The organism is Bradyrhizobium sp. 160, from assembly GCF_023073735.1.
GTDB lineage: Bacteria > Pseudomonadota > Alphaproteobacteria > Rhizobiales > Xanthobacteraceae > Bradyrhizobium.
In genome coordinates this window covers 403387-425885 of the sequence record NZ_JADPKD010000067.1, presented here as the reverse complement: position 1 = coordinate 425885, position 22499 = coordinate 403387, and the positions used below count along the sequence as shown (strand labels likewise).

Sequence of the window (22499 nt, the reverse complement as noted above, 5' to 3'; positions counted from 1 at the left end):
GCGATCAGTATTTTTCCAGCGAACGCCCGACCACGTCGTTGACGTCCTTCTCCGGCGCGATCTCGGTCGAGTAATAGCCAGCGGCCTTCTTCGCGGCGATTTCGACATAGGCGTCGGCGGGAATGAGCTCCGGCGGGATCGGCACGCGCTCGACGATGTCGATGCCTTGCGAGGTCAGCGCGTCGTATTTCATGTCGCTCATCGACAGGAAGCGGTCGATGCGGGTCAAGCCGAGCCAGTGGATCGTATCCGGCATCAATTGCTGGAAGCGCGCGTCCTGCACGCCGGCGACGCATTCGGTGCGCTCGAAATAGGCGGCGGCGGCATCGCCGTCCTCCTGGCGCTTGCGCGCGTTGTAGACCAGGAATTTGGTGACCTCGCCAAGCGCGCGGCCTTCCTTGCGATTGTAGACGACGAGCCCGAGCCCGCCCTCCTGCGCGCCGCGCGCGGATTCCTCGATGCCGTGAATCAAATAGGGCCGGCAGGTGCAGATGTCGGACCCGAACACGTCCGAGCCGTTGCACTCGTCATGCACGCGGCAGGTGATCTTGGTGCGGTGGTCCGGTAGTTTTGTCACATCGCCGAACAAGTACACCGTGGTGCCGCCGATCGGCGGCAGGAACACTTTCATGTCCGGCCGTGTCACCAGCTCCGGGAACATGCCGGCAGTCTGCTCGAACAGCGTGCGCCGCAGCTCGGTCTCGCCGGTGCCGAAGCGAGTCGCGAGGCCCGGCAGGTACCACACCGGATCGATCGCGATCTTCACCACCGACACGCTGCCATTGGCGTGCACGACCTCGCCGTCGGCGCGTAGCCGCTTTGCCGCCAGCGCCTCGCGGATCTCCGGCAGGTCCAGTCGCGCGCGGGTTACCGCGATGCTCGGCCTGATGTCGAAGCCCTCGGCGATCTCCTGGCGGAAGTTTTCCGCAACGAGATGCCCCCACGGATCGAGCGCGACGATTTTCGTGGGATCATTCCATTGCGGGAACGGACCAATGGTCGCGGCGGGAAATGTGTTGGTGAGGTCAGGACGCCGGATCGGATCGAGCGCCCCGGCGGATACCGCGAGTGCCCGGTACATCGCGTAGGATCCGCCATGGCTGCCGATCACGTTGCGATCCCCAGCGCGCGACACCGTGCCGATGATCGGACCCCGGGCGCGCGCCTCAGTGGCGCCCCAATGGATCGGGAAGGCGGCCTTCCGGCCCGGCTCCGGATGGGAGGTCAGGCGGATGTGGTCGGTTCGGTTCGCGCGGCTCATGTCCAGGCTCCCAAAAAGCCAACGGCCCGCCGCTCGGACGGGCCTGGCTCGGTCGCGTTGCCAGTCGAGGACACCGGCGACGCGAGCTCAATCCAACATATTGTAGCGGCGAGGCACGACAGACAAGTTAATCGTGCCGGGCGGGCAGAGCCCCTTCGTGCCTAATTCCCGTCGTCAACGCGCCAGCAGCGCCGCCTTTGGCACCGCGCGCCCGCGTTGGCGGACCCGGCCGATCTACCTCTGCGGCCAGTTTAAGAGATTGAAATATTTCCAATTTTCATGTTTTCAAGGGGTGCCGAATGGGTTGGCTATGCGGACGACACGTTCTCGACAAAACCTTGACTCAGCCCAACCGTAGGATCGCCTTGCCTTGGAGACTGCCATGCCCGCCAGCTACATCGACCCCCGCAACGGACAGCTCTATCCGCTGGACCGGCCGCGCTGGTGCTCGGACGAGCGCACGCCGTTGCTGGTGACGCCGGGCGCCGGCATGTCGCGCGAAGACATCGATGGCCGCATGCGATCGCTCTGGCGTTACCGGGCGGCGCTGCCGGTCGAGATCGCAAAGCCGATCACGCTCGGCGAGGGCTGCACGCCCCTGGTCCAGCAGGATTGGGGCGAACTGCGACCGCTGTTCAAGCTCGAATGGTTCAACCCGACCGGCAGCTTCAAGGACCGTGGCTCTTCCGTGATGCTGTCCTTCCTGCGCCAGATCGGCATCAATGCGGTGCTGGAGGATTCTTCAGGCAATGGCGGCTCGTCCATGGCCGGGCTGGGTGCCGCCGGCGGCCTACGCGTGAAGATCCTCGCGCCTGCCTCGACCTCGCCGGCCAAGATCGCGCAGGTGCGCGCCTATGGCGCCGCGGTGCAGCTCGTCGATGGCCCGCGCGAGGAATCGGAGGCCGAGGCGATCCGCCAGTCGCACCAGACGTTTTATGCCAGCCACAATTGGCAGCCGTTTTTCCTCGAAGGCACCAAATCGCTCGCCTATGAGATCTGGGAGGACCTCGGCTTCCGCGCGCCCGACAACGTCATCGTCCCGGTCGGTGCCGGCAGCAGCCTGCTCGGTTGCGCCTTCGGCTTCCGCGAGCTGCGCAAAGCCGGCCAGATCGCAAAGCTGCCGCGCCTGTTCGCGGCGCAGCCGCAAAATTGCTCGCCGATCGATGCAAGCTTCCAGGCCGGCGTCGATACGCCTGTCGCGCGCGAGGTGCACAAGACCATCGCCGAAGGCACCGCCATCAAGAATCCGCTGCGCCTGCGCGAGATCATCGGCGCCTTGCGCGAAAGCGGCGGCGGCACCGTCGCGCTCACCGAGGACGAGATCGTTGCTGCCCTGCGGCGTCTTGCACGGCAAGGATTGTTTGCCGAGCCGACCAGCGCCAGCGCAGCTGCCGCGCTGGAAAAACTGTCCGCTGCCGGGGCCATCAAGGCGAACGAGACCACGGTCGCCGTCCTCACCGGCACCGGCCTGAAAGCCGCCACCACCGTTGCCGATCTCGTGCAATAGTCTTCGATCTATTGAGCCTGCAGCGGGCCCGCGCGAGGCTAGACTGTTGCAGTGGGATCGTCATGCCCAACCTTGCCCCGCGCATCCACGTTCCTCGTGCCGCTGAGCCTTGCAAGGATGGACGGACAAGGCGGACCATACGGGAAGAAGGTTTCGGTGAGCGCGTTGAACCTTCGGCGTCCGTCGTCAGCCTCATGAACATCGAGCTCGAGAAGGAGAGTTCCATGACCGCGCAGGATCCGTTTGCAGGTTTCAAGGCCGTTCAGAAGGAGGCCTGGTCGCTGTTCACCCCGATGGAAGTGTTCACCACACCGGCCGCCGCCAAGCTGGTCGGTTTTGCCGGCGTCGTCGCCGGCCAAAGGTTGCTTGACGTTGCATGCGGCACGGGTGTGGTCGCAATCACGGCCGCGCGCCGCGGTGCGAAGGTGAGGGGTCTCGATCTGTCGCCGGTTCTGATCGAGCGCGCCCGCGAGCACGCCCAGCTGGTGAACCTCGATATCGACTTCGCTGACGGTGACGCCGAAAGCCTGCCCTATGGCGACAATGAGTTTGACGTGGTGCTCAGCCAGTTCGGCCACATGTTTGCACCGCGTCCCGACCTTGCCATCGGCGAGATGCTGCGGGTGCTGAAGCCCGGCGGCACCATCGCTTTCTCCACTTGGCCGCCACATCTCTATGTCGGACGGATGTTCGCGCTGATCGGCCGCCATCTGCCGCCGCCCGAGGGTATGGCGTCGCCGGTGTTGTGGGGCGATCCGAAAACGGTCGCCGAGCGTCTCGCCGGGAAAGCACAGGACATCTCCTTCGAGATGGACATGATGACGCCGTCCGCACTCAGCCCGCAGCATTTCCGCCGCACCATGGAAACGACGATCGGGCCTTTGATCAAGCTCGTCGCCCAGTACAAGGACGAGCCGGACAAGCTCAGGAGCTTCCGGGCCGAGTTTGAGGCGTTGATCTCGGAATATTTCGATGCCGGCAACAACGTGATGCGCCAGCAATATCTGATGACGAGAGCAAGGAAGGTGTGAGGGCGCGATCTTGACGCCCGCCTTTGGCGGGCCCTCAGGATGAGGACGGAGTGTACGGCCGCAGTTTCAACGAGCACCGATGCCGCTTAGCCTCATCCTGAGGAGACCGCTGGAAGCGGTCGTCTCGAAGGACGAGGCGCGTGCTCATTCGCCGCCCAAAAACCCATATGCGATTGCCTGCTCTCCAGGGAATGGTAAGAAGCGCCTCATTCCTTCAGATCGTTCACCCGCTTCACCCAGGTGCGCACGTCGGCGAGCACCTGGGGCAGCACCGCCTTGACCTCCTGCACCGTCATGCCGGGCTTGATGCGGGGGTCGTAGAGCAGATTGAGGATGTACTGGTCGTAGACGTCGAAATAGCCCATCGAGACGTTGTCATTGAACATCGTCCACGGCACGCTGGTGGTGTCGTTGATGGGCCCGAGCGATTGCAAGAGCTCCTCATAGGCGCAGTCGAGGAAGACGAAATCGCCGTTGTCGACGGTGAGGATGACGTCGGAATGCTCGATCTCGAAATTGTCGTTCTTGCGGAAGCCGGACAGGCATTGCGGATCGAGCGAGGTGCGGATCTCGCGCGCCTTCTCGGCGCCGTAGAAGCTGGTGAGGGTGCGGTAGAGATCGCGATCGCGCACGAGCTTCACCCGCACATTCGCCGCCTCATTGGTGTCGGTCATGGCGATGTCGAGATGCTGCACGCGGGCGGCGATGTCGGTCACGACCCTTGCGAGTTGCATCTTGCGGTCGGCGCGGTCGCTCTCGGCGTACACGCGCACCGGCCCGTCGAACTTGCGGATGCGGTCGACGCGGCCGGCGAGGTGATATTCGGCGCCGAACGCCGTCTTGAGAAAACCGTCAACGATCTCGCCGTCAGTAAAGCTCTTCTTCTCGGAGCGCTGGCGCGAGGCGATCGCGGGCAGTTCGCCCGCTCGGGCCGTGGTCGCGGTGTCAGGCACCAATGTGAGCGCGGCGAGCGCCAGCACGGCGGCGCGGACGGCGGGCGCGGTCAGGTTCAATGCGCTCATTGTCGTGCGACGCTGCCGCATTCGCGTCGCGCGCACAAGCCCACAAATTCACGCGCCCTGCGGGTTCCCTCTGTGGCAGCCTAGTTGTTCAGCACCACCACGGTGGTGCCGACCGCGACCCGGCTGTAGAGGTCGGTGACGTCCTCATTGGTCATGCGGAAGCAGCCCGAGGACACGGCCTGGCCGATCGTCTCCGGCTCGTTGGAGCCGTGGATGCGGTACAGCGTCGAGCCCAGATACATCGCGCGCGCGCCAAGCGGATTTTCGACGCCGCCTTTCATGTGGCGCGGCAAATCGGGCCGGCGGGCCAGCATCTGCGCCGGCGGCGTCCAGTCCGGCCATTCCTTCTTGGCGGTGATCCTGTGCACCCCGCCCCAGCGGAAGCCGTCGCGGCCGACGCCGATGCCGTAGCGCAGCGCCTGGCCGTTCTGGAGCACGAGATACAGCCGCCGCTCGCTCGTGTTCACCACGATCGTGCCGGGCGCGTAATTGCCGTTATAGATGACGGTGGTGCGGGGGACGGGATTGGCGCCGGAACGGAAGAAGTTCGGGCCGCCGCCCATGATGTCGCGCGAGTCGAACTCTTCGGCGAGCGCGCCTCCTGCCATGGCCGACAGCAGTGCCATGGCGGCGATCGGCGCGGCAAAAAACCGGATCATTGTCTCCCCCAACAAAAAATCGATTCAATGGAAGCCAGAGGCCATATTTGCGGGCATTTCGCAAGCCACGGCCGCGTGAGGGACGCCATGCTTAACGATTGGCGTTACCAAATCGGCAACCGCGCCCATTTGCCGAAAAGAATTAGCCAAGCCGGCGCATCGTTACGCCGGGCAGGGCGGCGATGGCGGCTATTGCTTTGACGGAACGCGCGAACAATGATTGATCGCACGGATATCTGGACAATGCCTGTCGTGGGAGCCTTGGGATGAACGGTGCGGAAAGCCTGGTGCGGACAATGGTCAAGGGCGGGGTGGACGTCTGCTTCACCAACCCCGGCACCTCCGAAATGCATTTTGTCGCAGCGCTCGACCGCGTGCCCGGCATGCGCTGCGTGCTCGGCCTGTTCGAAGGTGTGGTCACCGGGGCTGCCGACGGCTATTTCCGCATGAAGGGAACGCCGGCCTCGACCTTGCTGCATCTCGGCCCCGGCCTCGCCAACGGCCTTGCCAATCTGCACAACGCGAAGAAGGCCAATTCCGGCATCGTCAACATTGTCGGCCAGCACGCCGTCTACCACATCGGCTACAACGCGCCGCTGACCTCCGACATCGAGGGCCTGGCCCGGCCGATGTCGTCCTGGGTCCGCACCTCGCCGGATTCCACATCGGTCGCCGCCGACGGCGCCGCAGCGATTGCCGCCGCCAAGAGCGCGCCGCCGCAGATCGCCACCCTGATCCTGCCCGCCGACACCGCCTGGAACGAGGCCGACGGCATCGCCGAGGTTCCGGCCGAGCAGCAGCGGGCGAGCTATTCGCCGCAGGCGGTCGACCAGGCCGCAAGGATCCTGCATGGCGACGGGGAGGGCACGCTGCTGCTGATGACCGGCAGCGCGCTGAGCGAGCAGGGCCTGGCGCTCGCCGAGCGGATCGCCGGCAAGACCGGATGCACGGTGATGGGCCCGACCTTCCGTCCCAAGATGGCGCGCGGCCGCGGCCGTTTCTCGATCGATCGCATTCACTACGTCATCGAGCAGGCGCTGCCGATGCTGGCAAAATTCCGTCACATCGTGCTGGTCGAGTCCGACGATCCCGTGGCGTTCTTCGCCTATCCGAACAAGCCGAGCATGCTCAAGCCGCAGGGCTGCGAGGTCCATCGCATGACCTCCTGGGGCGAGAACTCGGTCGCCGCACTGGAAGCGCTTGCGGGCGCCGTAAAGGCCAGCGTCACGGACGTCAAGCCGCAGGCTCTGCAGGAACTGGTCAAGCCGACCGGCGCGCTCACCTTTGCCTCGATCGCACAGGCGATCGCCTGTGCGATTCCCGAGAACGCCATCATGGTCGACGAATCCCTCACCACCGGCCGCGGCTTCTTCCCGCCGACGGCGGCCGCCGCCCCGCACGACTGGCTCCAGAACATGGGCGGCTCGATCGGCTTCTCGACGCCGCTGTCGATCGGCGCCGCAATCGCCTGTCCGGATCGCAAGGTGATCACCATGGTCGGCGATGGCAGCGCGATGTACACGATCCAGTCGCTGTGGACGCAGGCCCGCGAGAACCTCGACATCGTCACCATCGTGTTCGCCAACCGCATCTACCAGATCCTGCGCGGCGAGTTCGACAATGTCGGCGCCGGCGAGCCCGGCCAGCGCGCCAACGACATGCTGCGGCTCGATCGTCCGACGCTGGATTTCGTCGCGCTCGCGAGGGGCATGGGCGTCCCCGGCCGTGCCGTCACCAATGCCGACGAGTTCAACAAGGCGCTCGCCGAAGCCGTCGCCGAGCCCGGGCCGCGCCTGATCGAAGTTCAGATGTGAGTCTGGCCGGTCGCGCCGCGACTTCAGTCCTCATCCTGAGGAGCCCGCGTGAGCGGGCGACTCGAAGGATGCTTGCAGGTGGGATACGGGCCTTCATGGTTCGAGACGCGCGTTCCGCGCTCCTCACCATGAGGATCTGGCGGCGGCGCAACTGAGTGCGCGTGATGGGCCCGGAGGCACGATGCAGACCGAGCTGAACAAGGTGATCGCGGCGCTCCGGGACTTCTACGCGCAGGAATCATTCCTGTTCGAGAAGGACGTCGGCGAGCGCGCGATCACGCACCGCTTCGCCGTGCACTTGGAGAAGCAGTTTTCCGGCTGGTCAGTTGATTGCAATTACGACCGGCTCGGTGAGCGCACGCTGCATCTGCCGCACGGCACCATCATCTCGACCGACGACCATCTCGGCAAGTCGATCTATCCTGATGTTGCCGTGCATCAGCGCGAGATCCCGAACAATTTGCTCACGATCGAGATCCGCAAGGCGAGCAATCACACGCCGCTCGAGCACGACCAGCACAAACTGAGGGCGTTGACCGACGTGCATGTCTGGTTTCCCTATTGGATGGGCGTGCTGCTGGTGCTGGATAGGCACCAGGTCACGATGTCGGAGGTCTATGTCAGCGGGCTCGTCGATGAAGCGCTGTCGCGCTGGTTCGCGATGCGGCTGGAGGAGACCGGCCTCGGAGCTCGCGCATAGCGGAGCGCGGTGTGCGCAGTCACGCACGCCGCCTTCTCGTCAGTAATAGTACGGCTGCGAGTAGGCGTAGCGCGGGTTGATGCCGCAAGAGGCCGATGTGCCGGAGGCGGTGGCGGCACATTGCTGATAGCTCGCGAACTGGCAATTGCCGGGATAGCCCCAGTTGCGGCCTTGCAGGCAATATCTGTCGTTTGCGGCCTGGGCCGGCGCCGCCGCTAAGGACGCGGCGATCACGATTGCGAACGATGCAAGGGTGAGGATGGTGCGACGCATTTCAATCTCCTTCTGGGGCGAGGTGGAACGGCCGTGCCTCGGCGTTCCCCGTGGTCTGTCTGACGCACGGTCATGCCTATCTTGGTGTCCGCGACGCGGGATGCGTTCGAGGTGAGTTACATCCTGACGCAGCCGGCGGCGGACAATGTGATCTCCACCACAGTTCGCGCAGAGGTTCCGACCTAATCTCAACGAACTTGCACGCCTCGATCCCGTGGGACTAGGCTTGCCTCATTCGGATCAGGCATTTTGGAGGTTCTGATGCAGAGATCATATTTGCTGGCTGCGACGGCAGCGCTGGTGCTCGTGATGCAAACGCCGCTCGCACTGGCGCAGGGCGCACCGGCCGCCGTCGGAACCGCTGCGCCTGCCGCAACGAGCACTGCGCCGGCCGCGACGACGGCACCGGCTGCGACCACCGACACCTCCAGCCAGCCGACCGATTCCAAGAAGAGCGCATCGAAGAAGCCGGCGAAGAAGAAGATGACGCGGCAGCAGGAGATCGATCATTCGGTCGACACCGGCACCGTCCCCGCGCGCTACCGCAGCTCGGTGCCCAAGCAATACCAGCAATACATTCCGTTCGATAAGCAGTAGCGGATTGCGCCGCGGCGCGACCGGGATAGCGGTTGCGGCGCCGGTGCCGTCGAACGTATGGGCTTGGCCAGATTGGGTTCGACCGCATACATTGTGGCGATCCGCTTGCGGGTTCTAGCGAGAGCGTTTTCGAGCGAGTGGATACCGGTTCGCGTGAAGAAAACGCGTCAAAACAAGAATCTGGAGCTTCGGTTCAATCAGAACCGATAATACGCTAAAGGCCAAAGGTCCGGGGGAAGGAATGAGCGAGGACGGGAAGGATGCTGGCTTGGTGGCCATGATCACCAGCATCCTGGGGGGCAACAAGCGCGCAGACGTCGTGACGCCGCCGCCGCTCGCCGAGGCTCCGCCGACAGCGCCGACGAACGGGTTCGAGGCGGTCGAGCCGTCCAACACGGATGCTGCAGCGCCTGCCGTCGAGACTGTAGCAGCCGACACGCAGGTCGAGGCGCCCCCGAAAATCGTCACCACACGAGACGGCAAGCAATTGCTGCCTGCGGAAGCGATTGCCGATCTCGTGCTTGGCGAATTGCGCAAGATGGAGAATTTTCCCGCGACCGGCGCCTCCGTCACGGTCTACGGTTACAAGCACTGGAATGCCATGATCACCTTCGCGCCGTTCTCGACGACGTTCCAGAACGCGACCCGGTTCCGCCAGGCCATGCCGGACATCGTCTTCAAGCTGCGCCGTTTCGTCGAACTTGAGATATAGTCCGGGTCAGTCACCGGCGGAACGCGCTGCCGGCAGCCAGACAGTTCGACAGGATTTTGAAAATTGAGCGTCGCCTTCACCAAGGAAGAAAGCGCCGAAACCGCGTCCGAAACGCTGTTGCCGGACCGCCCGATCTCGCCGCATCCGAACCTCGTGACGAAAAAAGGCTTGCAGGCGTTGCAGACGCAGCTTGCCGAGGCGCGCGAGGCCTATGAAGCCGCGCAAGCGATCGATGACGTCAACGAAAAGCGCCGGCAATCAGCCGTGCCACTGCGCGACGTCCGCTATCTCACCGAACGGCTGCGCACCGCGCAGGTCGTTCCCGATCCGACCTCGAGCGATGTCGTTGCCTTCGGCAGCACCGTCACCTTCAGCCGCACTGATGGCCGCGTGCAGACCTACCGCATCGTGGGCGAGGACGAAGCCGACCCGAAGGCGGGGACGATCTCGTTCGTCTCGCCAGTGGCGCGGGCGTTGATGGGGAAGGCGGCTGGCGATGTCGTGGGTGCGGGAGCGCAGGAGATCGAGATTCTGTCGATCGGATAGGCGCGCAGGGCGAAGCGAGGATTGCGTGAGCAAAGGGCGCTATCGACAGAGGCAATCTCATTCGCCTAAAGCATGATCCGGAAAAGAGCGAGGCCGCTATGTCAGCGCAACAAAGCTTGATGGTTGAATGAGACGGTTTCTGTCCGGCGCATTGCCGTTTTACGCGTTGGCCGGATTGGCCATTTGCATGTACCTCGTCCTGTACAGGACGAATCTTTTCGACTTGAACGCCATCGTCCAGGGGGCGACCGGTTCATCATGGTTTCCGGTCTTCATGTTCGTCTGCATTCTCGCCGAGTCGCTCTTCCCCTATTTTGGCTATTTTCCCGGAACTGCCCTCATCTTGATGTCCGTCGCGCTTACTCCGAAGTCCGCGGATGTCTCCGTTCTTATCGTGGCGTGGCTGGCCATCATCGTGGGCGCCGTTCTGAGTTACGGACAGGCTCGCTTTTTCAGACCGCTCCTGCAGCGCGTTGCCTCGAGAGCGGCACTGAGCCGATGTGAGTCCTTGCTCGACGCTTACGGCCGCTACGCCCGCGTTGCCTTGTTTGTCCATCCCAACGCTTGCGCGATGTATTTTACGGCACTCGGACTTCTCGGCCGGAACCTGACGCGAGAGCTCGCCCATCTTTGCGTGGGTGCGGCGGCCTCAGTGAGCGTTCTGTTCATCGTCGTGACCAGATTAGTGTCATCCGTGGGCGCCACCGATGGCGGGCAATTGCAGGTGCTGCTCGCGGCAGGGCTGGTCGCCATCGGGACCCTCGTCGGTCTGTATGCGGCATGGCGGCCGGATCGGATCGATTGAAGCTTGCTCCGTCATTGCGAGCGCAGCGAAGCAAATCCAGAGTGTGTCCGCGGAGGCAGACTGGATTTGCTTCGCTGCGCTCGCAATGACGACGAATCATCGCGCTTTACGCCTCCGGCAGCTCGACGCCCGTCAGCTTGCTCAATTTGCCGATGAGTTGGTCCTGAAATATCCGATCGCTCGCCTCACTGGCGGGCTGCTGCTGTTGGAGATGATGCCAGTAGCGCCCGCTGACCAGGGCAGCGGAATCCTCGCTCACCGCCAGCCAGGTCTGGGTCCGTTGTCCGGTGTCGAGATCGACCGGCGCGTTCGCGCCACCCATCTTCGTGCGCACCCATCCGGGATCGACGGCGTTGCTCAGGACCTTGGGCCAGCGTCGGGCCAGCGCAAAAGCGAGCGCGACGACATGCAGCTTGCTCTCGGCATAGCCTTTGGCCGAATCCCAAGCCCGCTTCGTCCAGTCGAGGTCGTCCAGCGAACCCTCTCCGCCGCGGTGCAGCCCGCTGCTGAGATACACCAATCGGTCGGGCCGCTCGATCAGGGCCGTCAGCATGTACGGCGCAAGCGTGTTGATGGCCAGAGTCTCGGCATGGCCTTCCGGTGTCGAGCCACGGCTCGGCCGCGTGTAGACGCCGGCGTTGTGGATGATCGCATCCATGCGCCCGATCGCATTGACCTGGTCGGCGATGCTCTTCGTCTCAGCGGCACTTCTGAGATCACCGACCACCATTCCGGCGGCACGCGACGCAAGCTGGCCAAGTGCTGCGGCACGATCGGCCGAACGCGCGTGCAGCACGACGCGGTGACCTTGATCGAGGAGGGATTGTGCCGCCGCGCGGCCGAGACCGTCCGCGCTGCCGGTGATGAATACGATCGCCATGCGCCGCTCCTCCGGATGTTTCAGAACGCATTCTACATTGCCCGCGCGCGTTTCCGATGTTGGTCGTCGCTCACGTTGCCGGGATCGGCGGGCGAGCGCCATCGGCTGCTTTCTCATCTCACCAAAGGGGTAGCGCGTCTGTCTCGGAAACAATGCCGACAAAGGGCAGCAGGTCGACGTCCCGCTCGTCGAGGCGTGCTTTCGTGCCGGCGGTAACAATGGTCCGTGCGCACTCGATTGAAGAGAGCTGTCCAGCCAGCATGTCTTGTGCGGATTTGAGTATCTTGCGACGGGCCGCGACGATCTCGGCTTCGTTCCAACTCATCGTCGCGGGCTTCTTCGCGGATGATGCCATCCTGCCCCTGTTTTGCCCGACGAGTCAATCGGAGATTCGGAAAAGTCGTAGAAGCCTAACCCCTTGATCCGGCTGACGTCGGCTACTGTGCATGGGGTTGTTTTCGCATTTTGGTTGAGCTTGGGGTCGCCCAACGCCATCAGCGTCGACGATCATTCGCAACCGGAAGGGTTCAGGAAAATGAATGGTGGGCGCACAAGGGATCGAACCTTGGACCTCTCCCGTGTGAACCACAATCTGTAGATCGCAGCCAACCAAATCCCGCCACAGTAAAGTTGCACAAGTGTCTGCCTTAAGGGGGCTAGCTGTCCATATGCGACCGCAATGGTCCATGGCGGGACATCCCATATTTTTGTATGCCCCCGTTGTACCCGCCGTGATTTTTCCCTGCGGGCACAATAGAGGAACGTGAAGCGAACGGGTTGTCATCGATTTATCGGCTCTCGCCTGGGATGTCGCGGGAGCGGGACAAAAGGAAAGGGTAGGGACGATGGAAGCGAGCGACAAAGCCCTCAGCGCTGGAGCGAGGACGAACTACTTCAGGCTCACTGATGCGGCGATCCGCGCGGCCGCGCTGCCGTCGGGCAAGTCCCAGCACTACTTACACGACACCGAGCAGCCTGGGTTTGCGATCAGGATGCGCGCGACTGGCGGCCGGACTTGGGTCTACCTGTTCACCAAGCCTGGGGCGAGGGGCACGCAACGCAAGACGTTGGGTGCATGGCCCAAGTTCAACGAGAAAGCCGCGCGCCAGGCCGCCACCATCGCCGCCGGCGAGGTGGCCAAGGGGGGCGATCCGAACGACGCCAAGCGTGAGGCCAAACGACAACAGCAGGCCGAGCGGGAGTGCATCACGCTGGCGAACCTGATCGTTGAGGACGGCCCCTACGAAACATCGCTGACTGGACGCCAAGTCGTCAACTGGAAGCCAGCGATGTCGGCGCTCAGGCGCGGTCTCAATGCTCATGTCGATCTCGCCATCGGCGAACTGACGCGGCGGCAAATCATGGCGGCGGTGGATAAGATCGCCAAGACTGGCAAGCGCGGCGCAGCCAAGGACTTGCGCAAGCACGCCCACACATTCCTCGAATGGTGTGTCGGTGAAGGTTACGTCGAGCACAACGTGCTCGCCGGCTATCGCGCGCCGAAGGAAACCCGGGCGCAGCGGCTCGGCCGTCGCACAAAAGGACGGGCGCTGACCGACGACGAGATCATCAAGGTCTGGCAGGCGGCCGGCAAGCTTGGAGCGTTTGGGCTATTGACGCGCATGTGCCTGCTCAGCGGCCCGCGGCGAAGCGAGCTAACCACAATCGAGTGGCGAAAGTACATCATGGATGATCGCGTTACCTTCGATGCGGCGTGGACCAAGATGGGGCTGCACCACGACGTACCACGCACCCACCTCGTTGACGAGGTGCTCTCTGCGGCGAAATACTTCCAGCGGGCAACCTCCGACTATGTCTTCCCGTCACCGAAGACCGGCGGCCAGATGTCGGGTTTTACCAAGATGGTTAGCCGCCTGGTGAAGGAAGCAGGTGTCGCCAGATTCACCATGCATGATTTAAGGCGCAGCTTGCGCACCATCATGTCACGGTGCGGCTACGACAACGAGATCCAGCGGCTGTGCGTCGGGCAAAAGCCGCGGGGCATCGATCAGGTCTACAACCACGACGAACAGTGGATCATCCGCAAGATGGCGTTTGAAGCTGCACATGACTACATCGCGCAGTTGGTCGGCGCGAAACGGGTCGGCAAGGTCGTGCGGCTGCAGCGGACGAATCCGCTCGACGCTATTAAGGCCGAACTGCTGGGTCGTCTCCGCGAGCATTATGCGGCTGAGGGCGCCTAACAGTTTTATCGCACCCATCCAAATAGTCGCGCACTGCATCGACGCGATAGAGCGGGCGTCCATCGACGTAGCGCCATCTCAACGGGTGGTCCGGATTGCGTCGCCATTGCTCGAGCGCTCCAGGCGTACGCCGGATGATCGCGGCGACCTCCAGTGCCGTCAAATTGGAGCTGCCCGGCAGCTTATCGAAATCGAACGTCGCTGGCGGCGGCATGCCACGGTTCTTGCGTTTCACATCACGCGACATTTTCCTATTACCTCGCAACCCAAATACATCGATCCGAGTGATTTCGTCCTCGTCGCCCGTGTCTTCGACTGAACGAGGCAAAAAGATATTGGGCTTCCTTAGCAAGGAAGGAAGCTAGAGCTGGGGTAGGGCTGCCGGATGGCTATGGCGTACAAATAGGACGAATACCCGTTAATCTGTGGGGCTTTCGCACGCACAAGCCGAGCACGGATTTATGGGGGGACAACAACCTGCCGTCACACTGCGCCGTACCAAAAGCACAATGCAACGATGGCGAACCTACTGTGGATAAGCGCGTGCAGCCATCGTTCGCGCCTCCAATGAATGATTCTCTGGAAGAGCGACAACAACGCGTTCGCTCAGACTAACAACGGCCTGTCGCTCCATCTTGGAACCGGCTCCGCCACGAGGGTAGCGTCAATGGCGGAGTTGATGAGATCGGTGACCAGATTGTCTCTCGTCCCGTCGACCAGATGTGTCTCGACAGGCGTAACGATGCCGGTGGTCGAGGTAGCCCGAAGACACCACCAGCCGAGAGGGAGGCGTGAACGCCGATAGCCAATCGACCGCTCTCGCCGCGGGAGTGGGTCTTAAGCGGCTTCCGTATCACCGAAGATCCGTCGCGCGCGGCATCGGAACTCCTGTCCTTCGATACGGTGTGGCTAATCGCTGCCGGCCGTTGCGATGAATTACCGAGGAGGTATTATCCACCGCCCTAAATGATACGTTTATGGATCTTTGTTATAAAAAAGATACGTAAACGGAACATAATGGCTTGACGCTGGCACCTGGGGGGATATGTATACGTATCTTTGTTTGAACAAAAGGTACGAGTACAGCTCATGGAGCGCGGTTCAGAGACCACATTCCAGCTAGGGCGCCTCCTCCGGGATGCCAGGAAACAAGCGGGTCTGACTCAAGAGCAGGTGGCCGAACGCGCCGGGATTTCCAGGCCTCGTTACCGTGATATCGAGCAGGGCGCGGCCGCCGCGCGTGCCACGACCCTGATCAACGTCGCCCGCGCGCTGGGTATGGAGTTGATGCTGATCCCACAAGCAATGGTCCCGGGCGTCAATGCTCTGCTTCGCCCTTCCGACGACGAAGACCGGCCGGCCTTCACAACCGATCGGGACGATGATCAATGAGTGTCCAGGTCCGCGCCCCCAAAACCATCCAATCGCTCGACGTGTTCCTTCAAAAGCTACAGGTCGGAACGCTGGTACGCACCCCGGGCGATTTCAACGCCTTCAGCCTCGATCCAGCCTATCGAGCCATGGCGAGGCCTCCCATCTTGAGTCTTTCCTTGCGCTCTGTCGACGGTGGCCTTCGCAAAGATCCGAAGCCCGCGGCCCACGTCTTGCCGGCATTCTTTGCGAACATGTTGCCTGAGGACAGGCTCCGCGAGGCAATGGAGAAGCACCACGCAGGAGCGGTGAGGCCGGGTAACGATTTCGACCTGCTGGCTGCGCTTGGCACGGACTTGCCGGGCGCCGTGCGCGTCGTGCCGAGCGACGGCACCACCACGAGAGCTGCTCAAGACGATCTGCATGCGATCAAAGCTCGCTTTTCTCTGGCCGGAGTTCAGATGAAGCTCTCTGTGATGAAGAACACGGGCAGGGCAGGCGGACTAACCTTGTCCATCGGCGACGAGCAGGGCCAATACATTGCGAAATTCCCTTCAACCAATCTTGTCGGATTGTCGGAAAATGAGTTCGCCATCCTGGCACTCTCGGAGGCCATCGGTATGGATGTGCCTCAACGAGAGCTTGTTGAAAAATCCGATTTCGAGGAAATACCCGAAGAGTTCAACACCCTCTCAACCGGTAAGGTTCTGTTGGTGAAGCGTTTCGATAGGGGCCCCGAAGGCAGTCGGATACATATCGAAGACTTTGCTCAGGTTTTCGGCCGGCAACCATCCAAAAAGTACGACGACGCTTCATACCACGATATCGCCTCCGCACTGAATGTTGCGGTGTCGACAGATGCCGCACTCGAATTTGTTCGCCGCCTGGCTCTTGCCGCGCTTGTCGGGAACGGAGACATGCACTTGAAAAATTGGTCCACGATCTATCCGGGCGACGGTTGCACTCCGGCCATCGCCCCAGTGTACGACGTGCTGTCGACCACGGCCTATTTTCCAAAGGACGACATGGCGCTGTCATTGGGAGGCGAGAAGTCCTTCAAGGCACTTACTCCGGATCGTTGGCGGAAGTTTGCCAACCGGGCGCGGCTACCGGATCCCGCCGTCATCTCGGCCGTCAAGCAAGTCGTTTCATCGGTGAACGATCTTTGGTGGAAGCTTCCTGAGCGGGATGTTGTTCCGACGGCTGTCCTCGAAAAGATCGATGGAAAAATCCGCGAGATGAGCTTGGTTCTGGATCCGAGGTAAGTCTCAAATCTTTTTTGCCCTTAAGGTTCGCGAGCATTGCTGAGTTGGAAAGGCTGGCCATTATTTCAATATTCCCGCGCAACTAGCGACATCGCGCGTGACGCGGAATGATGCCGCTGCCAGATCCCGTATTGTGCTGCGGCGCGGACGCCTACGCTCCGTGCGTGTTCGGTCGCTCCTCATAAAGCATGCGCGCGCCGTTGACGCATTTCATGGCAAAACCGCGATCAAGCGCGAGCTCTAAAGTGCAAATTCAGTATAGATCGCCCACATCAGTGCGCGGCAAGCCGAGCTAAAACAGAAGTATGCAGCGCTGACTACCAAAATCGAGTTTTGACAGAACCTGGCTGTGCCCGGATCCCTTTCTCCGCCACATCCACCGCGGCATCCGAGGTCAGCCGACAAGGTCTCTCGGTCGATCTAAGCCAGACGAACGTGTGTCAGTTGGAGCCGCCACTTACCTCGGACCTGAGCACAGGCCAGCGTTGATCCTTGCGCGAAAAGATAGTCTCCGAGTGCATCCGGGCGGTTGACGACGAGCTGGGGAGTGCCGATCCTCAGAGAGATGGTCGCGAGAGTCGCCGATGGGGAATTTTACTTTGACCGACGCGCCGACATGCTAAAATACCATCCGAACAGATCGGATGCTAAGTGATACAAAGTTCATTTCCTTCGGCGCATATGAGTGCCGACGATCTCCACGCCTATGATTTCTCGAATCCCATGGATTTGAAATCCTGGGGCGTGGAGGATCCGTTCCTGCTTGAGATAGTTTCCACGCCAGCATTCCAGCGTCTTCGTTCCATCAGGTTCCTCGGGGGTATCGATTACGTTCTCGTGCAAAATCCGAATGGTGTTTGGGGCAATACGCGCTACACGCGCTACCAGCATAGTTTAGGTGTCGCGCGGCTCAGTCTCATGTACAGCCGCGCCTGCGGATTACCCGATCATGACCGACGACTTATCTTCGCGGCTGCCGCTCTGCATGACGTGGGCCACGCGCCGCTCTCGCACTCCCTGGAGCCGGTCTTCAAGGAGCTGTTTGAAATCGATCATCATGAAGCCACGAAGGACATTATCAGGGGTCGCGTTTCCATTGGTCAATCACTTTCGCAGACTTTGCGAACTTACGGAATAGATGCCGACAGAGTGATCGCCCTCATCTCGGGGCAAGATGCCAGCTACCACGGCTTCTTCTCTGGTCCGATCAATTTTGACACGATCGAAGGAATTCTTAGAACGAGAGCATATACGAGGCCCTCGATCAGTCCCTTGGCCCCCGAGCTCGTTGTCGCTGCCGCAGTAAACAGGTCTAGCGCCGCCGACCGGCAAACGGTCGATCAATTCTGGTTATACAAGGATCAGATCTATACGCATGTCATCAATTCGAAGGCAGGTGTATTGGCTGATCTGGCTTGCCAGGTTTTCATGAGGCAGCACTTGGCTGACATTGAACGGGAGGATTATTTCTCTACTGAGGATGCCATCTTCAGAAAGTTGCCTGGGCTCCGCAACTTGCTGAGAAGTAGGAATTTTGACGAGTTGGTTACCAGGTCCGTTAGCGGAACTATCGGAGTTACGATAAGAAGATTCTTCGTGGACCAGAATAGCGATTTCTTTGAGCGAGACGATAAAAAGCGCTATTTGCAAACACGGAGATCCGCGGCGCTGCAAGTCGACCTTCATGAAATGAAGGAAGTGCACGAAATGGGAGATCTGTTTGGTGACCGAGGCGATTGAACGAGCAAAGCATTATTCCGAGAAACAACTTGAAAAGTTGCGGAGCAATATCAAAGATCTGGTGCCCTCGGACGAAATGGTTTTCGTTAACGGCTCCTATGCGCGGCGGGAAGCTTCAGAGGGATCTGATATCGACTTCTATGTCGTAACCACCGGGCCGAAACCGGAGGAAACGCCCGATTGGGTACACAAGGTAAAATCCGAAATTGAACGGCTTGTGCCGATTGAACCCGCGGAGGATGGGGCTTTCGCAAAAATCGAGCCGCGAGAAACCCTTCTGCACAATATCGGCGGGGAAAACGACAGCAACCAGAACATCACGCGGCGCATGCTCCTCCTGCTGGAAGGCGAATGGCTGTTCAACGATGCCGGGCTCAAGAGCGTTCGTAGATCGATCCTAGAGCGATATATAGCCGACACCATCACCGATCATCAGCTCGCGCTGTTTTTGCTCAACGACATTGTTCGTTATTATCGGACCATGGCCGTGGATTACGAGTTCAAGACGATCGAGGGTCCGAAGAAGAAGCCCTGGGGCATTAGAAATATAAAGCTCATTTTTTCCCGCAAGCTGCTTTACGCCGGCGGCTTGTTCAGCGTTGCGGCGACTGCCGATCTCCGGCGCGACAAGAAGATAGAGGAGCTCGAGAAGCTGTTCAACATGACTGTCATCGATCGTTTGCTCGACATCTGCGGTAAGCACGATTGTCGGCAGGTCTTGAGGAGTTACGACCGATTTCTGAACCAACTGGAGAAACCTGAAATTCGTGAGCATCTTAAGGGGCTCACCAAAGAGCAGCGGGATGACCCGGTTTTTCGTGATCTGAAGAATGAAGGGCACCACTTCACGCGCGAGCTGCTCAAGTTGTTTGAGCGAACCTTCGATTCAACTCATCCCATCAGGCGCGCGATCATCTTCTAACGGTGTTGAGCTAGAACTCTGAGCTGTTGGGGGGCAATCGCGTACGATGAGCTCACGAACAAAAAGCCGTCGATGGGCTGGCTGGTGGGCGTCAGCTCTGGCGATGAAATGAATTTGCTTGTTGTGTGGCGGGCCAGCACGAACCGCGTGAGATGGCCATCCATCGCAGACGACTGCGTGCGCGGGCACGAGACACAGCATAGATTGAGGTGCTTCCGCGCGTCATTCGGTCCGATTTTGTGGTCCGCGAAGCAGTCGAAATTGCGGGCCGGGCGGTCACGATTGCAAATCTTTCAGCGGTTGGGTCACGGGCGAGGCGATCATTGCCTTGCAGCAAAAACAAAGCTGATTTCGTTTCATTGACTGGATTGCGATCGCTTTTACGATCTGCGGTGTCCAAACGAGGTCGTTCATCATGCGGCAATCCGATCAAATCTGCGTCCTTCGCAAAGCGTTGCAGCCGGCTTCGGCTCTGAACGCGCTGCGCTGTGCAGACGCGACGACGGAGAGCTGTATCACCGCGCATCGGCTACAGCGGCCTGTTCGCCGACCGCCGGAGCGCATCGCGGTCCACTAGGATCGAAGCCAGAAAATAACTCCATCCCTAACTCCGCTGTTGCTCGGGCGACCAGCGCGCGGCGGAGCTTTGTTCAGACATCCCAATCGAGAGCACAATCATGAGCAATATTACCATCATCGACAACGTCATTCCCCGTGCGGACATCGTCAAGCGCGCGGCCCGGCTCGGAGCCGAAATCAAGAACGTCAGATTGTCAGGGGATCTCCCCGACGACGTTGTTCGTGCCATCAATCAGGTGCTGCTCGAGCACAAGGTCATCTTCTTCCGCGATCAGGCACATCTGGATGACGCGGAGCAGGAGCGCTTCGCCGTCAGGCTCGGCAAGCTGGTGCCACATCCGACCGTGGGCGCAACCAAGGGAACGTCATCGATTCTGGAGCTGGATTCGGAGCGCGGCGGCGGTCGCGCGGACCAATGGCACACGGACGTGACGTTCGTCGATGCTTATCCGAAGATCTCCGTGCTGCGAGGCGTTGTGATTCCGGCCTTCGGCGGCGACACAGTGTGGTCGAACACCGCGGCGGCGTATCTCGATCTACCGGCCCCCTTGCGCAAGCTCGCTGAGGAGCTTTGGGCGGTTCACAGCAATGCCTATGACTACGCGGTGAGGACCCGCGCGAGTGAGGCGGACAGGAAGCATTTCGAGGAAGTCTTCACCGGCACGATCTATGAGACCGAGCATCCGGTGGTGCGGGTTCATCCGGAGACCGGCGAGCGGACGCTGGTGCTCGGCAACTTCGTCCAGCGTTTCGTCGGCCTGCCGAAATATGACGGGCAGAAGTTGTTCGACCTGTTCCAGTCCCACATCACGGCGCCGGAAAACACCGTGCGATGGAGCTGGAAAGCCGGTGACGTCGCGATCTGGGACAATCGCGCGACCCAGCACTATGCGGTCAACGACTACGGTGATCAGCACCGGGTGGTCCGCCGCGCCACGATCGATGGCGACGTTCCGCTCAGCGTCGATGGCCGCCGCAGCGTGACCCGCATCAAGACATCGAAGCCGCAGGCGGCGAAGGCCGCCTGATCCGATCCGAGCAACCACCAGGATGCATGCAATGATCAAATTCCTTCGTGCGGGGCACGACGCCGCGCGGCTTCTGCTCGCAGGTGCATTGAGCCTGGCCTGATGGCCCCGGCTTTCGCTGAGCCACCGCTTGAGAAGACCGAGATCCGCTACCAGGGTTGGGTCGGGCAGGTGACGTTCATCGAGCTTGCCGAGGACCTCGGCTATCTCGCGCCGCTGAAGCTCAAATGGGTCGGCAACACCATCAGCGGGCCGCAGGATATCCAGGCTGTCGTGACCGGCGATATCGACATCGGGGGCGCCTTCTATGGCGCGATCCTCAAGCTGATCTCGGCGCGGGCACCGATCAAGGCCGTCGTCGGCTACTACGGCTCGGACGCCAACACTTACCAAGGCTACTACGTCAAGGACGACAGCCCGATCAAGACGGCGCGAGACCTGATTGGCAAGAAGGTGGCCGTCAATACGCTGGGCGCCCACTTGGAGTTCGTCCTTCGCGAATATCTGGCGCGGAACGGCCTTAGCGCAAGCGAGGCCAAGCAGGTCACCCTGGTCGCGGTGCCGCCCGTCACGGGCGAGCAGGCGCTGCGTCAGGGACAGGTCGAGGTGAGCACGCTGAGCGGCATCTTGCGCGACAAAGCTCTGGAGCGCGGCGGAATCCACGCGCTCTTCAACGACACTGATCTATTCGGTCAATTCACCGGCGGTTCCTACGTGCTGCGGGAGAAGTTCATCAAGGACAATCCCGAAGCATCCCGCAAGCTCGTGGAGGGCGTCTCCCGCGCCATCGGATGGGCACACACAGCACCGGCTGAGGAGGTGAGGGCGCGGTTCGAGCGGATCATCGCAGATCGCAAGCGCAATGAAGACGGCTCCTCGATCAAATACTGGAAGAGCACGGGCGTTGCGGCCAAAGGCTGCATGATCTCGGATGCCGAGATCCAGGTGTGGATCGACTGGCTTGTGAAGGATGGCTTGTTCAAGCCGGGTCAGATCAAGGCGTCAGATACCTATACCAACGCGTTCAACTATTTCCGTCCTGGGAAGACCGCGGAGGCCAGATGACCACGTCCAAGATCCGCTTCGAGCATGTGCGCAAGGAATTCCTTGTCCGCGGCAAGGATGGCAGGCCGGCGCAGGGCTTCACAGCTCTGGATGACATCACGCTGGACGCCCGTGCCGGCGAATTCCTGGCGCTGGTGGGACCGAGCGGCTGCGGCAAGTCGACCCTGCTGGACCTGCTCGGCGGCCTCACCCGGCCGAGCAGCGGACGGATCCTGCTCGACGGCAAAGTGATCGAGGGGCCTGCGCGCGATCGGGGCATCGTGTTTCAGCAATACGCGTTGTTTCCGTGGCGTACGGCCGCACAGAATGTCGAGTTTGGGCTCGACATCGCTGGTTTAAAGACAAAGGAGCGGCGCGAACGCGCGCTGCATTACCTCGACCTGGTCGGGCTATCCGGCTTCGCCGACCGGTACCCCCACGAGCTCTCCGGTGGCATGAAGCAGCGCGTCGCCATCGCGCGAAGTCTCGCCTACGATCCCGAGGTCCTGCTGATGGATGAGCCCTTTGCTGCATTGCTG

Annotated in this window: 21 protein-coding genes and 2 pseudogenes; 16 read left to right on the top strand and 7 right to left on the bottom strand. The window is 61.3% G+C overall.

The window, feature by feature from the left end:
- Nucleotides 1-4 precede the first annotated feature (4 nt).
- Nucleotides 5-1261, bottom strand: a complete 1257-nt coding sequence (locus IVA98_RS29555; protein WP_247307231.1) for a GTP cyclohydrolase II — start codon at nt 1259-1261, stop codon at nt 5-7.
- A gap of 382 nt (nt 1262-1643) precedes the next feature.
- Here IVA98_RS29555 and IVA98_RS29550 point away from each other — a divergent pair, with 382 nt between their 5' ends.
- Together IVA98_RS29550 and IVA98_RS29545 are read left to right on the top strand one after the other, a co-directional pair.
- A complete protein-coding gene (locus IVA98_RS29550) occupies nt 1644-2768 on the top strand; it encodes a threonine synthase (RefSeq protein ID WP_247307228.1) in 1125 nt (374 codons plus the stop codon).
- 224 nt (nt 2769-2992) lie between these two features.
- Nucleotides 2993-3799, top strand: a complete 807-nt coding sequence (locus IVA98_RS29545; RefSeq protein ID WP_247307225.1) for a class I SAM-dependent methyltransferase — start codon at nt 2993-2995, stop codon at nt 3797-3799.
- 206 nt (nt 3800-4005) lie between these two features.
- On the opposite strand, the gene IVA98_RS29540 is transcribed toward IVA98_RS29545, so the two are convergent.
- On the bottom strand, nt 4006-4821 hold the full coding sequence (locus IVA98_RS29540; RefSeq protein ID WP_247307222.1) for a DUF2927 domain-containing protein: 816 nt from the start codon (nt 4819-4821) through the stop codon (nt 4006-4008).
- Nucleotides 4822-4901: 80 nt separating this feature from the next.
- Complete coding sequence (locus IVA98_RS29535) at nt 4902-5480, bottom strand: L,D-transpeptidase (protein ID WP_247307218.1); 579 nt, start codon at nt 5478-5480, stop codon at nt 4902-4904.
- A gap of 266 nt (nt 5481-5746) precedes the next feature.
- Here IVA98_RS29535 and IVA98_RS29530 point away from each other — a divergent pair, with 266 nt between their 5' ends.
- Both IVA98_RS29530 and IVA98_RS29525 read left to right on the top strand, forming a co-directional pair.
- Nucleotides 5747-7294: an acetolactate synthase large subunit gene (locus IVA98_RS29530; RefSeq protein WP_247307215.1), complete on the top strand. Its 1548-nt coding sequence runs from the start codon at nt 5747-5749 to the stop codon at nt 7292-7294.
- 181 nt (nt 7295-7475) lie between these two features.
- Nucleotides 7476-7994, top strand: coding sequence for a hypothetical protein (locus IVA98_RS29525; protein ID WP_247307208.1), 519 nt, complete (start codon nt 7476-7478; stop codon nt 7992-7994).
- 39 nt (nt 7995-8033) lie between these two features.
- Here the strand turns inward: IVA98_RS29525 and IVA98_RS29520 are convergent, their stop codons facing one another.
- Complete coding sequence (locus IVA98_RS29520; RefSeq protein WP_247307206.1) at nt 8034-8267, bottom strand: DUF3551 domain-containing protein; 234 nt, start codon at nt 8265-8267, stop codon at nt 8034-8036.
- A gap of 261 nt (nt 8268-8528) precedes the next feature.
- On the opposite strand from IVA98_RS29520, the gene IVA98_RS29515 reads away from it, so the two are divergent.
- From IVA98_RS29515 to IVA98_RS29500, 4 genes are all read left to right on the top strand, one after another.
- Nucleotides 8529-8864 carry a hypothetical protein gene (locus IVA98_RS29515; RefSeq protein ID WP_247307203.1) on the top strand — a complete coding sequence of 112 codons (336 nt, stop codon included), beginning with the start codon at nt 8529-8531 and terminating at the stop codon, nt 8862-8864.
- A gap of 241 nt (nt 8865-9105) precedes the next feature.
- Nucleotides 9106-9576 (top strand): hypothetical protein, encoded by a 471-nt coding sequence (locus IVA98_RS29510; protein WP_247307200.1) that lies wholly within the window; start codon nt 9106-9108, stop codon nt 9574-9576.
- 63 nt (nt 9577-9639) lie between these two features.
- The gene (greA, locus tag IVA98_RS29505; protein WP_247307198.1) at nt 9640-10122 is read left to right on the top strand and encodes a transcription elongation factor GreA; all 483 of its coding nucleotides are present in this window, start codon (nt 9640-9642) and stop codon (nt 10120-10122) included.
- Between the two features lie 127 nt (nt 10123-10249).
- The gene (locus tag IVA98_RS29500; RefSeq protein ID WP_247307196.1) at nt 10250-10927 is read left to right on the top strand and encodes a hypothetical protein; all 678 of its coding nucleotides are present in this window, start codon (nt 10250-10252) and stop codon (nt 10925-10927) included.
- A gap of 106 nt (nt 10928-11033) precedes the next feature.
- Here the strand turns inward: IVA98_RS29500 and IVA98_RS29495 are convergent, their stop codons facing one another.
- Nucleotides 11034-11807, bottom strand: coding sequence for an SDR family NAD(P)-dependent oxidoreductase (locus tag IVA98_RS29495; RefSeq protein WP_247307580.1), 774 nt, complete (start codon nt 11805-11807; stop codon nt 11034-11036).
- 118 nt (nt 11808-11925) lie between these two features.
- Nucleotides 11926-12162 (bottom strand): hypothetical protein, encoded by a 237-nt coding sequence (locus IVA98_RS29490; RefSeq protein ID WP_247307194.1) that lies wholly within the window; start codon nt 12160-12162, stop codon nt 11926-11928.
- Between the two features lie 490 nt (nt 12163-12652).
- Here IVA98_RS29490 and IVA98_RS29485 point away from each other — a divergent pair, with 490 nt between their 5' ends.
- The 5 genes and pseudogenes from IVA98_RS29485 to IVA98_RS29465 all read left to right on the top strand — a co-directional run bounded on the left by IVA98_RS29485 (nt 12653) and on the right by IVA98_RS29465 (nt 19309).
- Complete coding sequence (locus IVA98_RS29485) at nt 12653-14011, top strand: tyrosine-type recombinase/integrase (protein WP_247356064.1); 1359 nt, start codon at nt 12653-12655, stop codon at nt 14009-14011.
- A gap of 1089 nt (nt 14012-15100) precedes the next feature.
- Nucleotides 15101-15397, top strand: a pseudogene (gene relB / locus IVA98_RS29480) (type II toxin-antitoxin system RelB family anti-toxin); the annotation flags it as partial.
- Between the two features lie 2 nt (nt 15398-15399).
- Nucleotides 15400-16647, top strand: coding sequence for a type II toxin-antitoxin system HipA family toxin (locus IVA98_RS29475; protein ID WP_247307189.1), 1248 nt, complete (start codon nt 15400-15402; stop codon nt 16645-16647).
- Nucleotides 16648-17298: 651 nt separating this feature from the next.
- Nucleotides 17299-18387 (top strand): HD domain-containing protein, encoded by a 1089-nt coding sequence (locus tag IVA98_RS29470; protein ID WP_247307186.1) that lies wholly within the window; start codon nt 17299-17301, stop codon nt 18385-18387.
- Nucleotides 18371-19309 carry a nucleotidyltransferase domain-containing protein gene (locus IVA98_RS29465; protein WP_247356063.1) on the top strand — a complete coding sequence of 313 codons (939 nt, stop codon included), beginning with the start codon at nt 18371-18373 and terminating at the stop codon, nt 19307-19309. The genes IVA98_RS29470 and IVA98_RS29465 overlap by 17 nt, the downstream gene beginning before the upstream one ends.
- 276 nt (nt 19310-19585) lie before the next feature.
- On the opposite strand, the gene IVA98_RS29460 is transcribed toward IVA98_RS29465, so the two are convergent.
- Nucleotides 19586-19726 (bottom strand): hypothetical protein, encoded by a 141-nt coding sequence (locus tag IVA98_RS29460; RefSeq protein WP_164719086.1) that lies wholly within the window; start codon nt 19724-19726, stop codon nt 19586-19588.
- A gap of 260 nt (nt 19727-19986) precedes the next feature.
- Here IVA98_RS29460 and IVA98_RS29455 point away from each other — a divergent pair, with 260 nt between their 5' ends.
- From IVA98_RS29455 to IVA98_RS29445, 3 genes and pseudogenes are all read left to right on the top strand, one after another.
- Nucleotides 19987-20916 (top strand): TauD/TfdA dioxygenase family protein, encoded by a 930-nt coding sequence (locus IVA98_RS29455; protein ID WP_247307180.1) that lies wholly within the window; start codon nt 19987-19989, stop codon nt 20914-20916.
- A gap of 102 nt (nt 20917-21018) precedes the next feature.
- Nucleotides 21019-21981, top strand: a complete 963-nt coding sequence (locus IVA98_RS29450) for an ABC transporter substrate-binding protein (protein WP_247356062.1) — start codon at nt 21019-21021, stop codon at nt 21979-21981.
- Nucleotides 21978-22496 (top strand): annotated as a pseudogene (locus tag IVA98_RS29445) (ABC transporter ATP-binding protein); the annotation flags it as partial. The gene IVA98_RS29450 and the pseudogene IVA98_RS29445, both read left to right, overlap by 4 nt.
- Nucleotides 22497-22499: the final 3 nt, after the last annotated feature.